The 21891-nt window shown below is 40.1% G+C and carries 20 protein-coding genes; 9 read left to right on the forward strand and 11 right to left on the reverse strand.

Annotated features, from left to right (window positions below):
* Positions 1 to 24 precede the first annotated feature (24 nt).
* The 6 genes from ACP7A0_RS14300 to ACP7A0_RS14325 all read right to left on the reverse strand — a co-directional run bounded on the left by ACP7A0_RS14300 (position 25) and on the right by ACP7A0_RS14325 (position 6337).
* Positions 25 to 978 (reverse strand): ABC transporter permease, encoded by a 954-nt coding sequence (locus tag ACP7A0_RS14300; protein ID WP_034660531.1) that lies wholly within the window; start codon positions 976 to 978, stop codon positions 25 to 27.
* Positions 975 to 1904: an ABC transporter ATP-binding protein gene (locus ACP7A0_RS14305; RefSeq protein WP_106038892.1), complete on the reverse strand. Its 930-nt coding sequence runs from the start codon at positions 1902 to 1904 to the stop codon at positions 975 to 977. The genes ACP7A0_RS14300 and ACP7A0_RS14305 overlap by 4 nt, the downstream gene beginning before the upstream one ends.
* Before the next feature lie 327 nt (positions 1905 to 2231).
* Complete coding sequence (locus ACP7A0_RS14310; protein WP_375566636.1) at positions 2232 to 2570, reverse strand: zinc ribbon domain-containing protein YjdM; 339 nt, start codon at positions 2568 to 2570, stop codon at positions 2232 to 2234.
* Positions 2571 to 2663: 93 nt separating this feature from the next.
* A complete protein-coding gene (locus ACP7A0_RS14315; RefSeq protein WP_106038890.1) occupies positions 2664 to 3803 on the reverse strand; it encodes a glycerate kinase in 1140 nt (379 codons plus the stop codon).
* A 31-nt stretch (positions 3804 to 3834) separates the two neighbouring features.
* Positions 3835 to 5106: a GntP family permease gene (locus ACP7A0_RS14320; RefSeq protein WP_034660535.1), complete on the reverse strand. Its 1272-nt coding sequence runs from the start codon at positions 5104 to 5106 to the stop codon at positions 3835 to 3837.
* A gap of 118 nt (positions 5107 to 5224) precedes the next feature.
* Positions 5225 to 6337, reverse strand: a complete 1113-nt coding sequence (locus tag ACP7A0_RS14325; protein ID WP_375566637.1) for a CdaR family transcriptional regulator — start codon at positions 6335 to 6337, stop codon at positions 5225 to 5227.
* Between the two features lie 161 nt (positions 6338 to 6498).
* Here ACP7A0_RS14325 and ACP7A0_RS14330 point away from each other — a divergent pair, with 161 nt between their 5' ends.
* The 5 genes from ACP7A0_RS14330 (at position 6499) to ACP7A0_RS14350 (ending at position 13409) form a co-directional block, all read left to right on the forward strand.
* Positions 6499 to 7149 carry a TetR/AcrR family transcriptional regulator gene (locus tag ACP7A0_RS14330; protein WP_375567739.1) on the forward strand — a complete coding sequence of 217 codons (651 nt, stop codon included), beginning with the start codon at positions 6499 to 6501 and terminating at the stop codon, positions 7147 to 7149.
* Positions 7150 to 7218: 69 nt separating this feature from the next.
* Positions 7219 to 8472 carry an MFS transporter gene (locus ACP7A0_RS14335; protein WP_426005562.1) on the forward strand — a complete coding sequence of 418 codons (1254 nt, stop codon included), beginning with the start codon at positions 7219 to 7221 and terminating at the stop codon, positions 8470 to 8472.
* Positions 8469 to 10796, forward strand: a complete 2328-nt coding sequence (locus tag ACP7A0_RS14340; protein ID WP_426005564.1) for an FtsX-like permease family protein — start codon at positions 8469 to 8471, stop codon at positions 10794 to 10796. Before ACP7A0_RS14335 ends, ACP7A0_RS14340 begins: the two co-directional genes overlap by 4 nt.
* A gap of 13 nt (positions 10797 to 10809) precedes the next feature.
* The gene (locus tag ACP7A0_RS14345) at positions 10810 to 11571 is read left to right on the forward strand and encodes an ABC transporter ATP-binding protein (protein WP_034660541.1); all 762 of its coding nucleotides are present in this window, start codon (positions 10810 to 10812) and stop codon (positions 11569 to 11571) included.
* A 659-nt stretch (positions 11572 to 12230) separates the two neighbouring features.
* Positions 12231 to 13409 (forward strand): Rap family tetratricopeptide repeat protein, encoded by a 1179-nt coding sequence (locus ACP7A0_RS14350; protein ID WP_095285588.1) that lies wholly within the window; start codon positions 12231 to 12233, stop codon positions 13407 to 13409.
* A 100-nt stretch (positions 13410 to 13509) separates the two neighbouring features.
* Here the strand turns inward: ACP7A0_RS14350 and ACP7A0_RS14355 are convergent, their stop codons facing one another.
* From ACP7A0_RS14355 to ACP7A0_RS14370, 4 genes are all read right to left on the reverse strand, one after another.
* On the reverse strand, positions 13510 to 14358 hold the full coding sequence (locus tag ACP7A0_RS14355; protein WP_034660546.1) for a PRD domain-containing protein: 849 nt from the start codon (positions 14356 to 14358) through the stop codon (positions 13510 to 13512).
* Between the two features lie 30 nt (positions 14359 to 14388).
* A complete protein-coding gene (locus ACP7A0_RS14360; protein WP_106030713.1) occupies positions 14389 to 15855 on the reverse strand; it encodes a glycoside hydrolase family 1 protein in 1467 nt (488 codons plus the stop codon).
* Between the two features lie 4 nt (positions 15856 to 15859).
* Complete coding sequence (locus ACP7A0_RS14365; RefSeq protein ID WP_426005567.1) at positions 15860 to 17719, reverse strand: beta-glucoside-specific PTS transporter subunit IIABC; 1860 nt, start codon at positions 17717 to 17719, stop codon at positions 15860 to 15862.
* A gap of 310 nt (positions 17720 to 18029) precedes the next feature.
* Positions 18030 to 18896: a hypothetical protein gene (locus ACP7A0_RS14370; protein ID WP_052004378.1), complete on the reverse strand. Its 867-nt coding sequence runs from the start codon at positions 18894 to 18896 to the stop codon at positions 18030 to 18032.
* A gap of 219 nt (positions 18897 to 19115) precedes the next feature.
* Here ACP7A0_RS14370 and ACP7A0_RS14375 point away from each other — a divergent pair, with 219 nt between their 5' ends.
* Positions 19116 to 19667 (forward strand): PadR family transcriptional regulator, encoded by a 552-nt coding sequence (locus ACP7A0_RS14375; protein WP_106030715.1) that lies wholly within the window; start codon positions 19116 to 19118, stop codon positions 19665 to 19667.
* A gap of 4 nt (positions 19668 to 19671) precedes the next feature.
* Positions 19672 to 20154 carry a DUF4188 domain-containing protein gene (locus ACP7A0_RS14380; protein ID WP_095285585.1) on the forward strand — a complete coding sequence of 161 codons (483 nt, stop codon included), beginning with the start codon at positions 19672 to 19674 and terminating at the stop codon, positions 20152 to 20154.
* A gap of 11 nt (positions 20155 to 20165) precedes the next feature.
* Here ACP7A0_RS14380 and ACP7A0_RS14385 read toward each other — a convergent pair whose 3' ends face one another.
* Positions 20166 to 20789 carry an NUDIX hydrolase gene (locus ACP7A0_RS14385; protein ID WP_066031498.1) on the reverse strand — a complete coding sequence of 208 codons (624 nt, stop codon included), beginning with the start codon at positions 20787 to 20789 and terminating at the stop codon, positions 20166 to 20168.
* A gap of 170 nt (positions 20790 to 20959) precedes the next feature.
* Between ACP7A0_RS14385 and ACP7A0_RS14390 the strand changes: the two genes are divergently transcribed.
* Both ACP7A0_RS14390 and ACP7A0_RS14395 read left to right on the forward strand, forming a co-directional pair.
* Positions 20960 to 21166 carry a helix-turn-helix transcriptional regulator gene (locus ACP7A0_RS14390; RefSeq protein ID WP_034323321.1) on the forward strand — a complete coding sequence of 69 codons (207 nt, stop codon included), beginning with the start codon at positions 20960 to 20962 and terminating at the stop codon, positions 21164 to 21166.
* Positions 21163 to 21843 carry a DUF3169 family protein gene (locus tag ACP7A0_RS14395; RefSeq protein WP_426005571.1) on the forward strand — a complete coding sequence of 227 codons (681 nt, stop codon included), beginning with the start codon at positions 21163 to 21165 and terminating at the stop codon, positions 21841 to 21843. Before ACP7A0_RS14390 ends, ACP7A0_RS14395 begins: the two co-directional genes overlap by 4 nt.
* The last annotated feature ends 48 nt before the right edge of the window (positions 21844 to 21891 follow it).

Genomic DNA, 21891 nt, shown 5'->3' on the forward strand with positions numbered 1-21891 from the left:
GTGTAAACCTCCTAAAAAGTTAAATTAACTACCTGTTTTCACTTCTCGCTTTTGGAAGACAATTAAGGCAATCGCCAAGAAAATAGCCCAATAGATCACTAGGACTGTTAATGAGAATCCTAGAGACATACCTTCGATAAGAGTAACCTCTTCCATAAAATATTGAGATGGATCATTTGCAAATAACAAATATTTTGCCCAATCAAAGAAGAGCATTAAAATACCTGTAATTGATCCACCCACAATATAAGCTAACACACTAATAGCGATGGAGATAGCTTCACTTCTAAATACTGTAGAAATGGCGAACGAAAGTGTTCCCAGTACGACAAACATTGCACAATGAGCAAGATAATAAAAGACCATATTTGCAAACTGCGAACGTTCAATCACTTCACCATTTTGATAGACCAAATTCACATAATCAGTGTTGAGGCCGAAGAAAATGGCACCCAATATAAATGACAAGATAAACAGTACCACAACAAGTAAAAGAGCATATAGCTGCACCGTAATATATTTAGATATTAAGATCTTTAGCCTTGATGGTGGGCGAATCAATAATAATTTAATTGTACCATGCTTGTATTCAGCCGAGACAATGGTGGAAGCAATAATGATCACAAACACACCTACAAGCTGAAGTAAATTGGCGTTTGTTTTCACATAATCCCATACACTGTCACTAAACTGATTAGCTGGCGGTAAGTTATGCTTGATTCGATAATCATTAATAGCGATCTCTTTTTCAAGGCTTCTTTTAAAGAAACCATTTTCTGTTTCTTTGAGTTCCTTCTTGTTCTCAGTATTCATCATTTCTAGTTGGTCTTTCCAAGCTCCGGATGATTGATCTTCGTCATTTGTTTTAAGTGCAAAGATCAGTGTGGCAATCATACCTAAAACAAGAAGTCCAACCATAATCCAAGTTCCAACACGATAACTGATCTTCATCCACTCGTTTTGAATGAGGCGAATCATACGTCTGCCTCCTTTTTACCTGTTAAGCTTAAGAACTTATCTTCTAAGGTTTGTTTTTCTATTTTGATTTCGTACAAATGAATGGACGCGTCACTCAAATGACGAATCAATTCCGGCATTTTCTCTTCTGGCAAGGAGAAGAATAAATACTGCTCCTCTTCTTTTACAGTCGTACCTTCCTCAAATACACCAATGAGCTTCTGCGCTTCTTCCAGCTCACCGGATGCGACCTTCATTCGATAATTGACCAATTCGTCTTGATTCGTCTCTGTACGCTGATCCTCAATCGCAATCAGCTTTCCTTTTTGGATAATCGCAAAACGATCACACATCAATTCCATTTCTGACATGAGGTGACTTGAAACAATGACAGCTAGCCCTTCTTCCTTTGCAAGCCTTCTCAAGTAATCTCGTATCATGCGAATTCCCTCTGGATCAAGTCCATTGGTCGGCTCATCTAATATAAGCAGTTTCGGTCTATGTATGAGTGCTTGCGCAATGCCTAAACGCTGCTTCATTCCTAATGAAAACGTACGGACACGCTTATGTTTCACGTGCTGTAAGCTGACCAGCTCTAGCAGCTCATCAATTCGCCCTTCATCCACTTTCCCATTCATTCTGGCAAAGTGAACAAGATTTTGTCTGGCTGTTAAGTGATTATACATTTCTGGGTTTTCAATAATGGCACCAACATCTTGGATGGCATGCTGATATGAGGATTGAATACTATGACCATTAATCAGAATGTCGCCAGATGTAATAGGAGAAAGACCGACCATCATACGAATGGTTGTTGTTTTCCCTGCACCGTTTGGTCCTAAGAAGCCAAAGACTTCGCCTGCTTGGACAGAAAAGCTCAAGTCTTGAACGATCTTTTTCCCGTGAATATGCCTAGATACATTATGCAGTTCTAAAACGTTCGTCACGTTACCTCTCCTTCTTTGTCTAAGTATTATCTATCATCTATTTCCTGATAAACACCATGATCCGTTAAAAATAGAAGAACACTTCCATATGGTACAGCAATGCCCAAAAGTTGTGAAGGGGATTAGGCAAAATTTAGCGAATCATCTGCCTTTTTTAAGGTAGGGTTAAGAAAACAGCAATTTTTTATGTGAAAAGAGGCTTGATTTTTTTAAAAAATGAACCTTTTTCAACAGGTATATATGTATGGAATTCTGTTTAAGATTATTCCTTTCACCTATAAATAAAGAAATAAAAAGAGGCCTCTTACTGACAGCCTCCTTTCGTTATTATACCTTTTTCACAAACTCTGATTTTAACTTCATTGCGCCAAAGCTAGGAATTTTACAATCAATGTTATGATCGCCTTCAACTAAACGAATGCCTTTGACCTTCGTCCCTATTTTTAAAACGGAAGAAGAACCTTTTACTTTTAAATCTTTGATGACAGAGACCGTATCCCCGTCTCTTAACAGATTTCCATTCGCATCTTTGACAACAAGCTGGTCCTCTGTCGCTTGTTCTTGTTCAAGTGACCATTCATGCGCACATTCAGGACAAACCAGCAGACTGCCATCCTCGTAAGTATAAGGTGAACTGCATGAAGGACAATTCGGTAGATTAGACATTTGTGTTTCCTCCAACTTTCTATTTTATTTCATACAATTTTACCACATTTCTATAGAAAGGAATGTGATAGAAAAGGAAACATTTTTCAACGTTTACTTATTTCTTCCAATTGATATAGCAGCCGCAATATTCCGAGCGGTTCTCTCTACATGAAGAGCCCCATCTCTCATCGCCTCAGAAAGAGAAGTTACACCTGGAACGATACTAAAAAGTGCATCAATTCCATGCTCATGTACAACTGCACTGTCTTTTGAGAGGGAGCCCGCAATACCAATCACAGGCAGGTGATACTGCTTTGCTGCTTTGGCTACACCAATTGGCGTTTTTCCATAAATGGTCTGCTGGTCAATCCGGCCTTCCCCAGTAATGACAAGGTCTGCCTCCTTGATGACATCATCAAAATGAACTGCCTTCAGCACAATATCAATTCCTCTTTGCAAATCGGCGTGTAAAAAGCCTAATAAACTCGCACCAAGTCCTCCTGCCGCTCCTGCCCCTGCTACACCTTCAAAAAATACATTGAACTGTTTTTCTGCTACTTGTGCAAAATGAGCTAAGTTTTTATCTAACACTTGAACCGTTTCTTTATCAGCACCCTTTTGAGGACCAAATACAGCAGATGCTCCTCTTTCACCCGTTAAAGGATTGTCCACATCACAAGCTGCCTCCAGCCGAACGGATTGCAGTCTTGGGTCAAGTCCAGATAGATCAATAGAAGCTAATTGATGAAGGGCTCCACCGCCTGGCGACAGATCCTGTCCTGCATTATCAAGAAAAGCCGCACCTAATCCTTGCATCATCCCAACGCCGCCATCATTTGTTGCACTTCCGCCAAGCCCAATGATGACATGCTTCGCTCCTTGATCCAGTGCCGCAAGCATTAATTCCCCTGTTCCTCTCGATGTCGTGAATAAGGGATTGCGTTTTTCTTGCGGAACAAGGTGTAACCCAGAGGCTGCGGCCATCTCTATGACGGCAGTCTGACCGTCCCCTAACATGCCAAAAAAGGCATCAACAGGCTCCCCAAGCGGGCCTGTGACCACTTGATTGACAATGTGCCCGCCCGTCGCATCAACTAGCGATTGAACAGTTCCCTCTCCTCCATCTGCCATTGGAAGTTTGATATATTCAGCGTTTGGCAAAATCGCATGAAATCCTCGTTCAATGGCACATGCTGTCTCATATGCAGATAAACTTTCTTTAAATGAATCTGGTGCAATCACAATTTTCATCCTAAAGCCCCTCGTTTCTTATCAAATGTCATCAGCCAAACAACTGGAAAACGCCGAATATAATGGTCGATACGACGGTTAATGTCAAACCAATTAACGATTCAAAAGGCATGAGTTTCAACCGCTCTTTGATGTCCATTTGAACACTTCCTGCTGTGGCATGGAAAAAGCTCCCGTGCGGCATATGATCTAGCACTGTTGCCCCAGCATGAATCATGGCTGCTCCTGAAAGAGCAGATACGCCAAGGCCAATTAATGTACCGCTAAATACGCCACTCGCTACCGCCGTTCCTGCTGTTGTCGAAGCGGTGGCGGCTGACATAAATATCCCCGAAGCTGGTGCAAGTAAATACGGAGGTAATCCCGATGCATCGAGTGCTTGAATAAACACATCTTTTAAGGAAGAATTCGATACAATTCCTGCTAGTGTGCCTGTCCCTAATAACATAATTGCTACACCCGACATTTTATGAAGCCCCGACATCGCATAATCATTGAGAAACTTCCCTTTTTTCATGAAAAGAGCGCCTACAATGCCTCCGATCGGTAAGGCGATCATTGGGTCTATATTGATTTGAAAAAGCGGTCTTAAAGCCAACAATAAAATGGTGACAAGCGGACCCGCAAGTGCTTGAAAAAAAGCTGGCACTTGAACTTTGCTTTGCGCAGTTTCCTCTTCAAGAACAGGTGTCCCTTTTTTTGCAAGCTTTTTGGCTAACACATATGTAACAGCCAATCCAAACACAGCCGGGATGACACCCGCAGCCATCATTGAAGTAAGCGGTACACCAAAAGCATCAGAAGCGGCAATGGCATTCGGATTCGGTGACATGATATTCCCTGCCTTCCCGCCTCCAATCATGGCAAGTAGAATCCCCGTTTTCGACAGCTTTGCCCGTTTGGCAATGGCAAGTGCAATGGGCGCTACCGTGATAACAGCTACATCTACAAAAACGCCCACTGTTGTTAAAATCATGGTTGCCAGTGCGAGTGCTAATAACGCCCTCGCCTCTCCAAGCTTTTTCACGATAGCCTCGGCGATAGTTAAAGCTGCACCCGACTCAATCAAAACGCCAGCTAGTACACCTGCCGCCATAATTCTGAGGACAGCCGGAATCATATCCTTAGCGCCTTCCATCATGACGTTGACGGTCTGAACAATATCTACACCGCCTACCAAGCCGCCTATGAAGGCACCTGCCAGCATGCCATATGCAGGTGATACTTTTTTTAGAATAAGAACAATCGCTATCACAAGCGCCGTCACGGCTCCCAGTGTACTTACTGTCACATCTCCACTCATCCTCGATCTCCCCCAAAATGTCTTTCTCCAATTGTAAGCGTTTACTAGTGGGGATCGGGTTGTGAATCTAGATGAATTTTTTTAATTTATCCCTTCATTCCATTGTGCATATGCACAATCAAGATAGTTGACTCATCAACTGCGCCATATAAAGCTCCATCAACTGTTTCACATGACGGGGATTTTTTCCGGTCAATGCTTGAATTTTATCTAAACGATATCGCAAAGTATTCCGGTGAATAAATAAACGATCAACAATTCTTTGTAAATCACCGCCCTCTTCAATGTAAATCCTTAAAGTTTGGGCGAGCTCCGCTTCCTGTGTTAATGGCTTGTAAAAGTCAGTCCATCTAATCTCCTCTTCAACAGCTCCTGCAGTGAGGAATAGCCTTTCCAACTGATAAGATTTAAAAAAATAAATACTCTCCTCGGGATCAAGAGTTTTCCCCAACCTCAAGGCATCTCTTGCGTGCTCAAAAGACAATGGCAGTCGGCTTATGTCGTCGGCGACAGTCCCTATCCCCACTAGCACCTGACCTCCTACTGCTTTTTCCATTGTTCTTTGCAGCTGCCCTGCCACATGCTTTAAACGATGATCAGGGATTGGCTGCCTTAAAAGAACCAATTCATGACGAAAGGTCATGCCAAGCAAATCATCCGCATTCTTATCGTATTGAATCGCATGCATCATTTTATGCACAGCGTCTTCCGAGGATGGAACTGGCTGAAAAACGATGACCATTCGGCGCTTATCTAAATCCATTCCCAGCCATGCAGCTCGGTTCTTTAGCTGATGATCACCAACGTCCGAATCAGAAATTAACTGATTGACAATTTCACTCTCTATTCTTTGCCGCCACTGAATTCGTTCAAGCAGAAAAGACTGCTCTAACACAAGCTCAGCTGCCATTTTCACCAGCTCGGCATGATGCCGAATGTCCTCTGGCTCACCAGTAATTCCAATCACACCAACTACTTGTTCACGAAAGCAAATAGGCAAATTGATTCCAGGTCTCACTCCTTCTAAGCGTAAGGACGCCTCATGGTCAATTTCCATACTGTTTCCGCTTGTCAGCACAAGTCGTGCACCATCATGTTTCTGACCAATCCTGTTTCGTTCACCAGAACCAATTATGACACCATCCGCATTCATCACATTGATGTTTTTATCTAAAATACGCATCGTACGTTCAACCATTTCTTGCGCCAATTCAGCAGTTAAAAATTGCATGAGGCATCTCTCCTGAGGCTGTTTTCATTCAATGTATCATAGTGTCATTGCACAATAAATGCAAAGTGTTCAAAAATGAGGCATTGACAAAGGGACATTGAAAAGTGTTTAATCAAATCAAAGGATCGACCGACAGTCTAGTCAAAAGAAAGGATGGCTTTATGAGAACCGTTAAACATCCTGAAGAACGTAAAAATGACATCTTAAACGCAGCCGAAGAGCTTTTTTCTACCAAAGGCTATCAGCAAACAACGATTATCGACATTCTGAAAGCTGTTGGCATTGCAAAAGGCACTTTTTATTATTACTTTTCATCCAAAGAAGAAGTGATGGATGCCATTATTGACAGGATCATCAAAGCAGATATCATCGTGGCAAAGCGTATTGCGGCTGAGCCAGACCTTCCAGTCGTCGACAAACTATTTCGTATCATCATGGCACAATCGCCTCAGCAAGGAAGCAATAAACAGGGGATGATTGAACAATTCCATCAGCCTTCTAATGCAGAGATGCACCAAAAAAGCTTAATCAAAGCGATTAAAGAACTATCACCCGTATTGGCAGACGTCATTCAGCAAGGGGTGGAAGAAGGAACATTCAAAACAAAGTTCCCGCAAGAAACGGTTGAATTCCTTCTTGCTTCTGCACAGGTCATATTTGATGAGGGCCTTTTTCAATGGACAGCCGAAGAAAGTATACGACGCGCTTTAGCTTTTATCGATATCCTCGAATCCTCATTACATGCAGAAAAGGGAAGCTTCTGCTTTCTTCTAAAGCGATTAACTGGAGAGCTGGATGAAAAGAATCAGTGATTGGTCACTTCAATACCAATCCTGCATACGTTATAGACTGACGGTCGGTCTAAAAGGAGAGTGATACTCATGTCTTTGTTATCCAAAAGAGGTTCATCCCACTTTATGTACCTCGTTCTCGGACAAATTATTTCCGTTTTTGGTTCTTCCTTAATTCGGTTTGTTCTATCTTTACACGTGCTGGATATGACCCAGCGTGTTGACTTATATGCCTTACTATTCGCTTTATCCAATGTCCCACTCCTTCTTTCTCCCTTAGCAGGCGCAATCGCTGACCGGTTTAACAGAAGGAACTTGATGATTTTATTTGATGTTCTCACCGGCATCATGATTCTGGCTTTTTATTTTTGGTTATTCTCAGGAAATGATTCACTCTATATGAGCGGAGCGGTCATGGTGCTTCTTGGTGTGATGAGTACGTTCTATGCTCCTGCTGTGATGTCCAGCATTCCACAGTTAGTAAAACAGGAACAATTAGAACAAGCAAACGGAATCGTCAATGGCGTGCAGGCACTTTCAGGTGTTCTCGCTCCTATTATCGGCGGGGTTCTGTACGGACTGATTGGAAGTCAATCCATCATAGGTGCCAGTGCTATCGTGTTTTTTCTATCAGCATGCATGCTTTTACGGTTAAACATATCCTTCTCACCTAGCCCGCTAACGGAAACTATGGGCAAAGTGCTCATAATAGATATGAAACAGGGATTTTCCTATATTGGCAGTCAGCCATTTTTAAAAAGAGCCATGCTGCTTGCTGCAATGTTAAATTTCATCCTCACGCCATTTTTTATCGTGGGTGGTCCAATCATTTTAAGGGTCACAATGAAAAGCAGTGACATCATGTATGGAATAGGCATGGGCTTGATTGAGTTCGCTGTGATCGCAGGGGCTCTGCTAGTTGGACTTGTAGCAAAGCATTGGCAGATACCTACTTTATATCGCTGGCTGATCTTCATCGCGATCATCTTGCTACCTGTCGCATTCTCAACATCCAACACAGCTCTTCAATTTGGCACTTATCCAGCTTATTTTCTCTTTCTAGCAGGATGTCTTCCAATTGCTATGCTGCTTACAATGATCTCAATCGTTGTAATTTCACATGTTCAAAAGAAAACGCCAAATAGTCAATTAGGAAAAGTGATGGCAAACCTGACAATGGTTTCTCAATGTGCTGCCCCGCTTGGTCAAATGATGTATGGATTCTTGTTCAATACGTTTTCAGCCAACATGTATGTGACGGTGCTAATAGTCAGCACTTTCATGTTTGCCCTTGCCTACTTAACAAAAAATATGCTTCAACATGAAGGAGAATCAGCCTCATGAGACTGACGTTTATAAAGAAAGACTTAACCCGCCACCGTCTCATTTCCATCGGTTTAACCATTTGTATTATGTTGACATCATTTCTCGCAACAAACGCCGCTCAAATGACAGTACAGCTGAATGGTTCCATTTCTAATCTGCTCCATTCAGCCAAGGCACCAGATTTTGTCCAAATGCATGACGGCAGCCTAAATGAAAAAGACATTGAAGCATTTTCAAACAAGCAGTCCATGGTAAAAGCACATCAAATCGTTCCAATGATTCCAATTGAACATGCAAACATCAAGTTCGGAAACAAACCCGCCAAAGCAGGTGTGATGGATCATTTATTTGTAAAACAAAATCGTCATTTTGATTTTCTTTTAAATGAACAAAATGAAAAGCTCACTGTCAATAAAGGTGAAGTGGCTATCCCTATCTATTTTCAACAAAAGTATCATCTCAAGATAGGACAAACGTTACTGATTGGGAAAGGGTCTAATCAATTCTCTTTCCGCATCAAAGCGTTCTTGCGAGATGCACAAATGAACCCCAGTCTTGTTAGTTCGAAAAGATTCCTTCTTCATCACAAGGATTGGGACGCAATGAATCAAGTGTTTCATAAAAAGGAATATTTAATTGAATTTTTACTGCATGATGCCGTGAAGGCAGATGCCTTTCAAGCAAACTACCAGTCATCACAGCTTCCACAACAAGGTCCAGCTGTCACATTACCTTTGCTGCGTATGCTGAATGCATTGACAGATGGAATGGTGATTGCCATTCTCCTGCTTGTTTGCATGCTGCTCATCGGTATAGCCCTTCTCTCTCTCCATCTTGCTATGACGGCTTCTATAGAAGAGGACGAACGTGAAATTGGAATACTGAAGGTGCTTGGGATTCCTTTAACAAGAATCAAGCAATTATACATTGGAAAGTATGCCGTGCTTGCTTGTGTAGGGTGTATAGCAGGATATGGGTTAACGCTTATATTTGGTGATATGTTTACGGCCAATATTCAGCGATACATGGGGAATCAGCCTTCTTTTACTTCTTGGTTCATCCCGCTTTGTGTTTCTATAGTGATAGCAATGATCGTCATTTCTTGCACCAATGCTGTCCTAAGAAAGTTTGGCCGAGTATCAGCCGCTCAAGCACTTCAAGGCGGCGCCATTTCAACGAATGATAAAAAACAAATACCCCTACATCTCAAGAAAAACAGGTTCATACCGGTCAATATTTGGCTTGGTTTAAAAGATCTGTTATCACGAAAGAAGTTGTACACAACGATTACTTGTATTATCGCGCTTTGTACATTTTTGATGCTGCTGCCTATTCAGCTATGGCACACCTTACAATCGCCGGATTTCATCACATATCTTGGCTCTGGTCAAAGTGACCTTCGAATTGATATACGACAAGGAAATCATCTAGAGGAAAATACAAATGAAATAGAATCAATGATTCGTGAAGATCCGGACATTCATACATCAGCTATATATGAAACAACTTCTCTTCAGGCAAAATCAAAGGATAATACATTAGAAACACTCTATTTAGAAACAGGTGATCTCTCAGCATTTCCTCTCACCTATTTACAAGGGCGACAGCCTTTAAAGAATAAAGAAATTGCCTTATCAGTGCTAAGTTCAGATTCACTCCAGAAAAAGGTAGGAGAAAAAATCACTCTCGTAACAAACGGGCATGAAATTCAAAAAACAGTGACTGGCATTTATCAGGATGTCACCAACGGCGGCAAAACAGCAAAAGCAATATCACAGCCATTTTCTCAATCAGCCCTTTGGAAAACCATTCAAATCCAACTAAAACAAGGAGTAGAAATTGCGGAGAAAAAGACAGTATTTGAAAAAGGGATATCTCCTGCAAAAGTGACAGATATGAAAGAATACGTTCATCAAACAATCGGCAGCACAGCCTCTTTAGTAAAAATCGTTGCATTTTTGTCTACATTAGCTGCTTTTGGAACCGCCAGTTTGATGCTATTCATGTTTCTGCACATGTTAAAAACGAAAGATTCAAGTCGAAACCACATGTTAAGAATGATTGGATTTTCTAAAAAAGATGTAACAGCACAATATATCACAAGTTTTATCGTCGTTATCTCTTTGGGCACCTTTATTGGTACGATCGCTGCCCATACGATTGGACCAGCTTTGATGAGTGTAGGTGGAGCATCCTTAGGGGCATCAAGCCTGCAGTGGCTGGCACCACAATGGGTGTCAGTTGTGTACCCAATCACACTGTTGATTGTCAGCTTAGCTTTAACCGCTTCGTTATTGAAGACGTTTTTTACTAATCAAACTACACGTCATACACTTTCATAAGGAGATGTTTCACATGGAACACTTGATTGAAACAACGCGATTGTCTTTGCAAATCGATTCTTTAAAAGGACAGAAACAAATCATTCTTAAAGATATCCATTTATCGATAAAGCCTGGGGAATTTGTGACCATTATGGGGCCTTCCGGATGCGGGAAAACTTCCTTGCTTTATCAGCTTAGCGGGATAGAGACAGCCTCAACAGGAGAGATCAAATATAAAGGCCGTTTACTATCAGAAATGACAGACAAACAGTTAACTGCTCTGCGCTTAACAGATATGGGATTTGTCTTTCAACACAGCCACTTACTAAAAAATCTTAATCTATTTGACAACATCATTGCTGCCGCTTACTTAACAAAGAAAAAGCCGAGAAAAGAAATGAATGAACGAGCTAAATATTTAATGGAAAAACTTGATATTGATCATTTAGCAGATCGATATTTGTCAGAAGTATCAGGAGGTCAGCTTCAGAGAGCCTCTATCTGTCGAGCGCTTATGAATGAACCAGACATTCTTTTCGCTGATGAACCAACAGGTGCTCTTAACTCTAATGCAACGAAGGAAGTGATGAATATATTTTCGGAAATCCATTCTGAAGGAGCAACACTACTGCTTGTCACACATGACCCAAAGGTTGCTCTTCGTTCTGAAAGAATCATGTTTATGAATGACGGAGAAATAACAGCCAGCTTACATTTAGGGAGATATGATGGCTCAACTGCCGAGAATCGAGAATTTAGATTAAATCAATGGCTGCAAAATTTAGGTTTTTAATTGGAGTAAAAACAGGCAGAAAGCTGCCTGTTCTATTTTTTCTGGCACTCAAACGAATAATCCATCGAAAAACGAGTTGTTTCTAATATGATTTTGCCGCCTACTTGTTGACAAGATTCTGTCAGCAACTCTATTTCTTTGCTATAAAAGTATCTCTTTGACATATACAGAGTCACTAAAACGAGTAACAGCGTCGTCATGATCACTGTGATTTGCCAGTTTAAGATTTGAAATCTTTTTTTCATATCAACGTCCTTTCTAATAGACTAGTGTTTGTGATTGGCATTTATTTTTGTCTGCTTCTATCAGTTTCTATTCCAAATTTGATCTAGCATCATCATAACTGATTTTCTTTAATAGATCGACCTTCCAACCGACCCGTCGTTTACCTAAAATCACTTTATTTGTAATATACCAGTGATATTTTCGAACATAATCATAAAACCCAATGTATATATCCCTTTTTTAGACGACTAAAAAAAGATTTTAATCATTTGTAAAAACATTCAATCACCATTACAATTTCGTACATCACATGACCTTAGGTCCTTTTTATTACCTCTTGGCAATCACCTCGCAGAAATGATTATATTCTTCCAAAAATTGTGATATCGTTTTTTAGTGAAACAGGTGAAAGGATCTTAAAGAGGTGAAATTTCATGGCTATCATTTCTGCTGAACAGGTGGGGAACCGTTTAAATGATTGGCGAATTGCGATTCGCAAGCATGATGTACACAGTGCTAACGCAATGTACACAGAATTAAAGCAATTACTTCAAGAAATGGAAGAGAATCAGGAGGTCTTGACTTATTATTCATTGCTAGAAGGCAAGTATAAACTCATGTTATATGAACGGAGAGGTAAAAAACTGAATGAACAGACAGAGCTAGATTGCCCCTCTAAAACAAACGATTTAATTGAATACTATTTTTACCTATACAAAGCCCTTTACGCTTCATATAACAGGGACTATGCATCAGCCATTGGACTGTTTAAAATTGCCGAGAAAAAACTGCAAAACATTCCGGATGAAATAGAAGTAGCAGAATTTCATACGAAAATCGCAAACTTATATATGCTACTTCGTCAAAGCCTAATTTCTCTTCACTATATTCAGAATGCTATAGATATTTTCAAAAGTCATGAAGGATATGAAAGAAGACTAGCGACAGCCTTTGTCATCGCCGCTGCTAATTATATGGACATTGGCGACTTCATAAGAGCAGAAAACTACTACAAAAAAGCAATACACATCGCTGACAGTCTAAATGATCATTTTCTAACTTCACAGCTTTTTCATAATATCAGTATTCTGTATGCCGAAGCTGGAGAATCGAAAAAATGTATCGATGCCCTAGAAAAGGCTCTAAGTGATGAAAACTACCTCTCATCGTGCTATTTCCATCACTCCATGTTTATGTTAATCAAAGAGCTGCTCTCTATTGATGAAAGAACACAAGCTCTCTATTACTTCGAATTGGTCAACCAAAAACATGAATCAGAGAAATGCCCCATCTATACAGCAAAAATGAATTTGCTTTACCATCTATATTTTACTGAAGATATGGCTCAAAAAGCTCAAGCCTGTTTCGATGAAATCAGCATTCTAAAAGAATTAAAGGATGCTGAAGGTGCCTGTGAATTAAGTGCTCTAGCTGCAAAACACTTTGAGGAATTGGGTGACATTCATCAAGCCTATCTCTTTTTAAAGGAAGCCTATCACGGGAACCATCCTATACTTGACTGGAGGAATTCTAATGAAAAAAATGAGTTTATTGATCATCGCTTTAACCATCGTTGTTTTCGGACAAACAGCGTCTTTCAATTCGTTAAATGAGACGAATGCTGGTACAACAGAACGACCTATCGGAACTTAATATAAAAATTGGTCATAGCAAAGAACCACTTGCCTGATCACAAGGCAAGTGGTCCCACCATTATTTTAATTGCTGATAAGATATGAGGCGGTGTATATGTACCGCAAGATAAGTAAGCTCATCATTAGGAATGACGATACTATGCACCTGTTTAATATAATCTTTGATTTTAAAAGCAACATCCATCGCTTGAGGATACAAGTGTGCAATTTGTTCAAACAACTCATTTTCTTGATCTGAGAGTAATTTATTTGCATAAAATCTTTCTACAAAGAACTTCACATGTGTAATGAACCGACTGTAATGAATATTCTCTTGGTCCATCTTCATATTCAATGTATAGCGCACAAGATTGACAATACTCCCGATCATTTTGGCATATTTCATGCCATCTTTCGAATCAGATTCTTCACCTAATGCATTAATTAAGTGAAAGGCGATATTGGCGGCTTCTTCTTTTGGTAATTGTATGCCCAATGTATCATTGACTAACTCAAGTGCGTACTTCCCTACTTCAAATTCTTCAGTATAGTAATTTTTGATTTCCCAGTACACGCGATTCGTAATATTAATATTCTTTTTATGTCGTTCGACAGCAAAATTCAAATGATCCATTAAGGTAAAATAAACACCTGAATTTAGATTTGAATTTAACCGTTTTTCTGCATATTGGACGATGTGCTGAGTTAAATCGATAAACTCTTGAGGCATTGAATCTAACAGTTGAAGAAATTCTTTTGCTCTCATGTTATCGACTGACATAAAGACTTGGTCCGCTTTTTTCTCTTCTATCATTTGACCCGGTTTCTGTCCATAGCCAATCCCTCGGCCAAACAAAACCATCTCCTGTTGGTTCTGATCTTCAGCCAGGACCACACTCGAGTTTAAAACTTTTTTGATTTTAAACATCGTCATCACCTGTTTTCATGATTGTGGTGTTCAATCAAGCGATTCACCATTTGTCTCAATGACTTTTTGGTACCAATAAAATGAGTCTTTTCGAGATCGTTTTAAGGTTCCGTTGCCATCATCATCTTGATCTACGTGAATGAAGCCATAGCGTTTTGACATTTGTGATGTACCTGCACTAATAATATCAATTGAGCCCCAGCTCGTATATCCAAAGAGATCGACGCCTTCTTCAATCGCTTCTCTCATCTGACGGAAATGCTCTTTAAAATAGTTAATACGATAGTCGTCATGGATAGAGCCATCACTTTCAACTACATCCTTTGCACCCATTCCGTTCTCGACAATGATAAGAGGTTTTTGATAGCGATCATACAATTCGATTAAAGAAATTTTCAGACCAACCGGATCAATTTGCCAGCCCCAGTCAGTTGAAGGAAGATAAGGGTTTTTGACTCCACGAATCGTATTCCCTTCTGTCTGTTCTAATCCTTCTTGGGCTGATTCAGTTAAAGACATATAGTAGCTAAATGAGATAAAATCTACTGTGTTTTCTTTTAGAATGGTTAGATCATCTGCTTCCATATGAATATGAATATTTTTTCTCTCAAGCATACGTGTAATCAGTGGCGGATATTCGCCAAACACCTGAACATCTGCATAGAAGTAGTTTTCTAAGTTTTGTTTCAAGGCTTGTTCCACATCATTCGGATGACATGTATGCGGATACGTTGTCAATTTTGTCAGCATACACCCAACCTCGCTGCCTGGGATAATACGATGGCAATCTGCTGTTACAAGAGCAGATGCGACAAATTGATGATGAAGCGCTTGATACACCGTCTCTTCTACTTTTCCTTCTGGGCAACGATCAGGAATAATTCCTGCAGTAATGAATGAGTGGCGGTGTATACTATCAATTTCATTAAAAGTGAGCCAATATTTCACATCATGTTGATAACGTTCGAAACAAACATTGGCGAACTTCACAAAGAGATCGACCACTTTTCTTTCAACCCAGCCGTTATATTTCACACTAAGGGCTAAAGGCATTTCATAATGAGAGAGTGTCACAATCGGTTCTATGTTGAGTTTTTTCATTTCGGCAAATACACGATCATAAAATTGCAGCCCTTTTTCATTCGGTTCAGCTTCTTCTCCAGTAGGAAAGATCCGGCTCCATGCAATAGAAATGCGAAGTGTTTTAAAGCCCATTTCAGCAAATAGAGCCAAATCCTCTTTATAGTGATGATAGAAATCAACACCTCTGCGTTTTGGGTACTTTTTATCGTCTGGATCCTTTATTGCACGATCTATATTTTCAGAAGTAACAGCAAGATGTCCTTCATAATCTTCTACACTTAAATTGGAACGATACATTGCAATATCTGCAACTGATGGTCCCTTTCCATCTATATTCCAGGCGCCTTCTGCCTGGTTGGCGGCAATGGCGCCGCCCCATAAAAATCCTTTTGGAAAACCTTTAATTGTTGTCATATGATTAGCCTCCTAATTGTGTGACAACCATCAATGTATCTTGACGATTGACCTCTTGTAATGGCTGTACCTTTATATCATATTGATCTGTATTTGTGATTACAGCAAGTGTAACTGGATCATATCCTGCTGCTATGATTTTTTCTACATCAAATTCAATCAGTAAATCTCCTGCTTGAACACGTTCTCCTGCCTGCACTTTTGGATGAAAATACTGTCCTTCCAGCTGAACGGTATCGATGCCAATGTGGAATAATACTTCAACCCCTTGGTCCGTTTTCATACCAAGTGCGTGATTTGTTTCGAACAGCAAGGTCACCTCGCCATCTACTGGTGCATAAAGCGCTCCTTTTGAAGGTACTATGGCAATTCCTTCACCCATGACCTTTGAAGAGAAAATATCATCTTTTACTTCAGATAGAGAGATCATTTGACCAATCACAGGGCTTTTGAATGTTTCACCTGCTCCAATTTGTTCAGCAAATGCAGCTTGATCATTTGTCTTTTCTTCTACTGTTTTATCCTTACCTAATACAAAAGCAGCGATAAAGGCGACAATAAACGAAATGACTGCTCCAATGACAGCAAACATCAGATTTCGCGGGAGCTCATCTGAGATAAACATCGACATACTTGCTAATCCAGGGCCAACAAGTACAAAGGCTTGTATACCAACTAATCCAATGAAGATTCCGCCAACAAACGAACCAATCATGACACTTCCAAGGACCCGCTTATTTTGAAGTGTCACACCATACAAAGCAGGCTCTGTGATGCCAAAAAATGCTGAAATCCCTGCCGAAATGGCTGTTGATCTGAGTACCTTGTCTTTTGTGCGTAGTGCCACAGCGAAACACGCTCCACTTTCAGCAATATTATGTGCAAGTGATGCAGGTAAATAAAGCGCTTCTTTCCCAAGGGTCCCCATTGTTGTGACTGCATAAGGGACCATTGCTTTGTGCATACCTGATGCGACCATGAATGGGAGGACTGCTGCTAAAATTGCGACAGCTACCCAGCCTACTGTATTAAACATTGCAAGAATGATGGATGAAAAACCTTGTCCTGCTGTAAAACCAATCGGTCCTAATAGAAGTAACGTAACTGGTACAGTAATGACCAATGACATCATTGGGACAAAGAAAATCCGAATTGGTTTTGGTGAAAATCGTGTAAAGAATTTTTCCATTTGAGCGTAAAGCAATACAGAAAGGATTGCTGGGAACACTTGATACGCATAAGCTATATTTTTTACGTCGAATGTCATCAATTGCGCACCTTCAGTAAGCATAGCCGTCATGTTCGGAAGAAGGAGCGCACCGACTGCTGATAATGCGACCAGTGGGTTTACTTTTAGTTTATTGGCAGTCGTTACAGCGACTAGTAAAGGGAGGAAGTAAAGAGGTGCGTCCCCTACCATGTTCAATATTTGATAGGTTTGGCCCTTTGCATCCATCCAGCCTAATAAAGAGAAAAGGAGAAGAAATGATTTTAAAATCCCTCCGCCTGCGATAGCTGGAACAAGCGGCTGGAAGACACCTACAATGAAATCTAACAGAACTGTGCCTGCTTTTCTTTTTACTTTTGGCTGATTGGAAGGCGCGTCTTTCCCTGATGAGCTGCTACCTATTAAACTTGTTAATTTTTGATACACTTCGATGACGTCATTCCCAATGACCACTTGGCATTGACCTGACATTCTGACAGCTATGACACCTGGCGTTTTTTCTAGAGCCGGTACATCTGCCTTCTTCTGATCAATCAGTGTGAAGCGAAGTCTTGTTGAACAGTGCTCAAGGTGCGCAATGTTTTCTTTGCCACCTACATGCTGTAAAACGTCTTTGGCAACCTGTGTGTAATCCATTTTTTCTCCCCCTTTTCTCATACATGAGACCTATATTTCAGCAATAAAAAAAGGACCTAAAACGACAAATTAAAGAAATTCATCGTTTTTAGATCCTGCCTGCATGACCAGTCACATGTCTAATTTATCAATATTGGATTTGATTTTAGTATATATTGAGTTAATGTAAGCGTCAACATATATTTTTGAATTTAAAAAATATTTTTTTACAAGTCTAATGTCATCAAAACGACCTCATTTTACTTTAGAGGAAATTTAAATCGAAAAAGTCAGATAGTATCAAATGTCCTATCTGACTTAATTATTATCATTATTTTTTCTTTGCTTTTTTCTTTGCGGCATTTTTAAATGCTTCTTCTTGCTTTTGATATTGTTTCTTATTCACAGCTTTCAGTTTCATTTTTTCATTCTTTTTCCAAATCGGTAACTCAATATAGGAAGCCTCTACATCAGATGACCCTATCATCTTAGACAAGCCACACTTTATTTTTGGTGTGGGATATACCCAAAAGTTTTTAAAACCTGTGGTTCCAACTGCTTGATATTTTTCTTTTTTCAATGGCTTACTTTTCTTCCCTGTGGCTTTGGAGATTGTAATAGCTCCTGAAAAATCCCCTTCAAAAACGGCTTCTTCGATATCAAGGAAAATTTGATATGAATTGTTTTTTGCTGTATACAGATAGCCGTAGGCTTTATTTAAATTATCTGTGTATTTCCCTATGATCTCATAGTAACGGTCTTCTGCTGTATCGACGTACTCATCATAGCGCTTATCTATGGCTTTTTTGTATTCTTTTAATTTCTTCTCATCAACAGCTTGATAGCGTTTACTTTTCTTTGCTCCTTGCTTTTTGACCATGAGATCTTTTCCAGAAAAATAGATGTCATATACGATTGTTTTCTTCTTTTGTTGGACTTTAAGTTTGTATCCTTTTTTGGTGGTTTTCCCGGTTAGTTTGTATTTTGTTTTCACCATAAAAGGTTCAATTGGATCAATCTTAACACCCTTACCGTTTAGGTAACCCGTGACCTTGCCTTTCTTTTCAGTCACCTTCAGCCAACTGACATTGTCCTTTGTTTTATAAGCATATGCATAAGATTGATTCAGTGATTCTTTTTTAGCAGATGCTTTGTTTCCTCCAAAACTTCCAACACCAATCAATAGTGCAACAATCATGAACAATATTCCTATGTTCCTCAACTTCATTTGTACACCCTCCATTCTTTTATGAATAGATGCGCAAGCACTTTACACATCAAGTATATATTACCATATTTATGATTTATCTCCTGTATTTCAAAAATATAAATCTATCAATTATTATTTTCTTGCTTTTTATTCATTTCAAATTTATTATATATCTAATTGATATATCTTTTGGATAGGTGTGCTGATATGAAAAAATACAATGATACGACGTATGCAATTTTAGGTATTTTAACGACAGATTGTAAGTCAGGGTACGAAGTGAAGCAATTAATTGATAAGAGCTTGCATCATTTTTGGAAAATTAGTTATGGACAAATTTATCCAGCTTTAAAGTTTATAGTCGAGGAAGGTCTTGCTGAGGTTTCACCTGCTTCTACGTCTGGCCGCTCAGACAAGCGGGAATATCATTTGACTGAAAAAGGGCTGAAGACGTTAAGGCAATGGCTGGCAAAGCCCCTCGATCAGTTACCAGCAGAACGAAATGAAGTGTTATTAAAGTTATTCTTTGGACAATATCTTTCGTTTGAGAAAAAGCTGGTGCTTCTACAGGATTATGAAAGGCAGCTTCGTATCCGTTATGAGACCTATGTTTCGATTGAAGAAAACATTCAAGAGCTTTATCCAGATGAAGCGGATGCGAAGTATTGGCTGTTTACTTTAGATTACGGAAAAAGAGTGGCTCAAGCAGGAATTGATTGGTGCGTGGAAACATCCCATTTGATGAAAAAGGAAGGGTAAATGAATGAAAAAAGACATACGTGCTGGCAGGTTTACAACAGAAAATTCTGACTCGATTGTTGTGTTCATCATCGGCATGCGGATCAACAAACGCTGGGCGGTTCATCAATGGCTGCCTGTGTTCATGGCGATGCCTGGCATGATCAAAGAGCTGTATACCCATCAAGATGAGCTTGGTTTCCTCGGGACAGAGAATTACTTTGGCTTACGCACGACAGCGATGATCCAATATTGGAAATCAACAGATGACCTCCTTGCCTATGCGAAGATGGAAAAACATTTGGCGGCTTGGAAGAACTTCCATCAGAAGGCTCAGAACAATGACGCAGTGGGCATTTATCATGAAACCTATCAAATTCAAGCCGGCTCGTATGAATCCGTCTATATGAACATGCCTTCCTACGGACTGAGCCAAGCGAGAGCTCCTATTCCAATTGGTAAAGGAAAACAAACAGCGAAAGAACGGCTGAAAACAACAAATTCCTAGAGAGCGAATCTCTAGGAATTTCTTTTTGCAACGGTCACAAAATGCTTTAATATGCGGGCTGTTAATCCCCAAATGGTGTAGTTTTCATAATCATAAAACCATTCCTCTATCGATCGGCTCCCCCAGCGGTACTTCTCACCATTCATGATTTTTTCATAAGGGAAATCCTCAGCTGGTGTTGGCTGAACGGGTACATGATGTAAGTACGGCTCATATTGGCTGAGCCATGATAGAGGCACGGTAAAGGTCTCTTCTACTTCTTCTTGATTGAAGGAGTGTTTCACTTTTTGTTCATCAATGATCCCGACATATGGGTAGACCACGAAGGATGGAGAAGCAATGTAAGGACTGAGCTGTCCAAGAATCTCCACCGATTCTGGTGGAATACCCAGCTCTTCATGTGTTTCTCGCAGTGCAGCTTCCTGTGCTGTTTCGCTGCCGTCGAGTTTGCCACCAGGGAAGCTAATATCTCCCGGCTGTTTTCTCATGATCAGCGATCGCACCTCAAATAATATATGCCATTCCCCGTTTACTTGCACCAAAGGGACAAGGACCGCAGCTTTGAACGCTGTCTCTTCTCCAATAAATAACGGTTGTGATTGATGTAAGTCATTTTTTAATTGGTCAATGAACACGGACATCACCTGTTTTCTGTTTCTTTTTCCTTTAGCGTATCATGGTTCACCTTTTGATTAAAGATGATCTTTCTGACAATTATTTTTATCAATTTGACAACTATACTTGTCAAATTGAATACAATGCTTTACAATCAAAGAAAGATTTCGATCAAAGTTGAGGTGACAGAATGAAAAATCGGCTAAAAGAGCTTCGTGCGCGTGATGGGTTGAACCAAACTGAGCTTGCAAAGCGTGCAAAGGTTTCTCGTCAGACCATCAGCTTAATGGAACGAGATGAATTAATGCCGTCTCTCTTGCTCGCTGTTAAGCTTTCACGAATTTTTCAGGAACCCATTGAACGTATTTTTCTATTCGAGGAGGATGAACTCACATGAAAATTGTATACAAAATGCTCTTAGGTGCTCTCCTTGGCTTTCTCGGCGCTTACTGTCTGCTGGCAGCCGAATTTGAGATGACACTTCTTGATGTTGCATTCGAAGCGACTCTTGTCATCAGCGGATTGACGATTCTATTGATTATTTATTGTTTTTCAGGGATTTCACGTATGAAAAAAAGAGTATCACTTTCGGTATCTGGTGATGAGGAGGATGAACTGGAAGCAAAACAGTATCGAACCTTTACTGATTTGACGTTAGCCAATACGGTGAGTACCATTTTGTCCATTATTGCCATCGGTATGGCCATCGTAACCGAGCAGCCTATTTGGCTGATTCTGGTCAATGTTACTTTATTTATCGTCACCATTATCAGTTCTTATGTAGCGATATCCGTTCTAAAGCTTGTCTACCCTAATCGCAACCTACCAAGCCCATCTGACAAAGATTATAGTAAAAAGCTGCTCGCTATTTCTGACGAAGGTGAAAAGCATGTGATGCTTGGCGGACTGTTTCACACATATCAATTGATGAATATCCTGTTGATCGGTGCCATGTTTATTTTGATGGTGTATTCCCTTGGGGCCAATCACTCTCAGCTCTTCTCAATCATGGTGATTGGACTTGTTTTAATCATTTTGAATGCAAATTATATGTTCAGGATTAGAAATCGTTAAATGAACAAAAGCACAGCCTAATGCAAAGGCTGTGCTTTTTTCCGTCCA

Origin of the sequence: Bacillus sp. DWP3-1, from assembly GCF_049896565.1 — a bacterium.
Lineage (GTDB): Bacteria > Bacillota > Bacilli > Bacillales > Bacillaceae > Bacillus.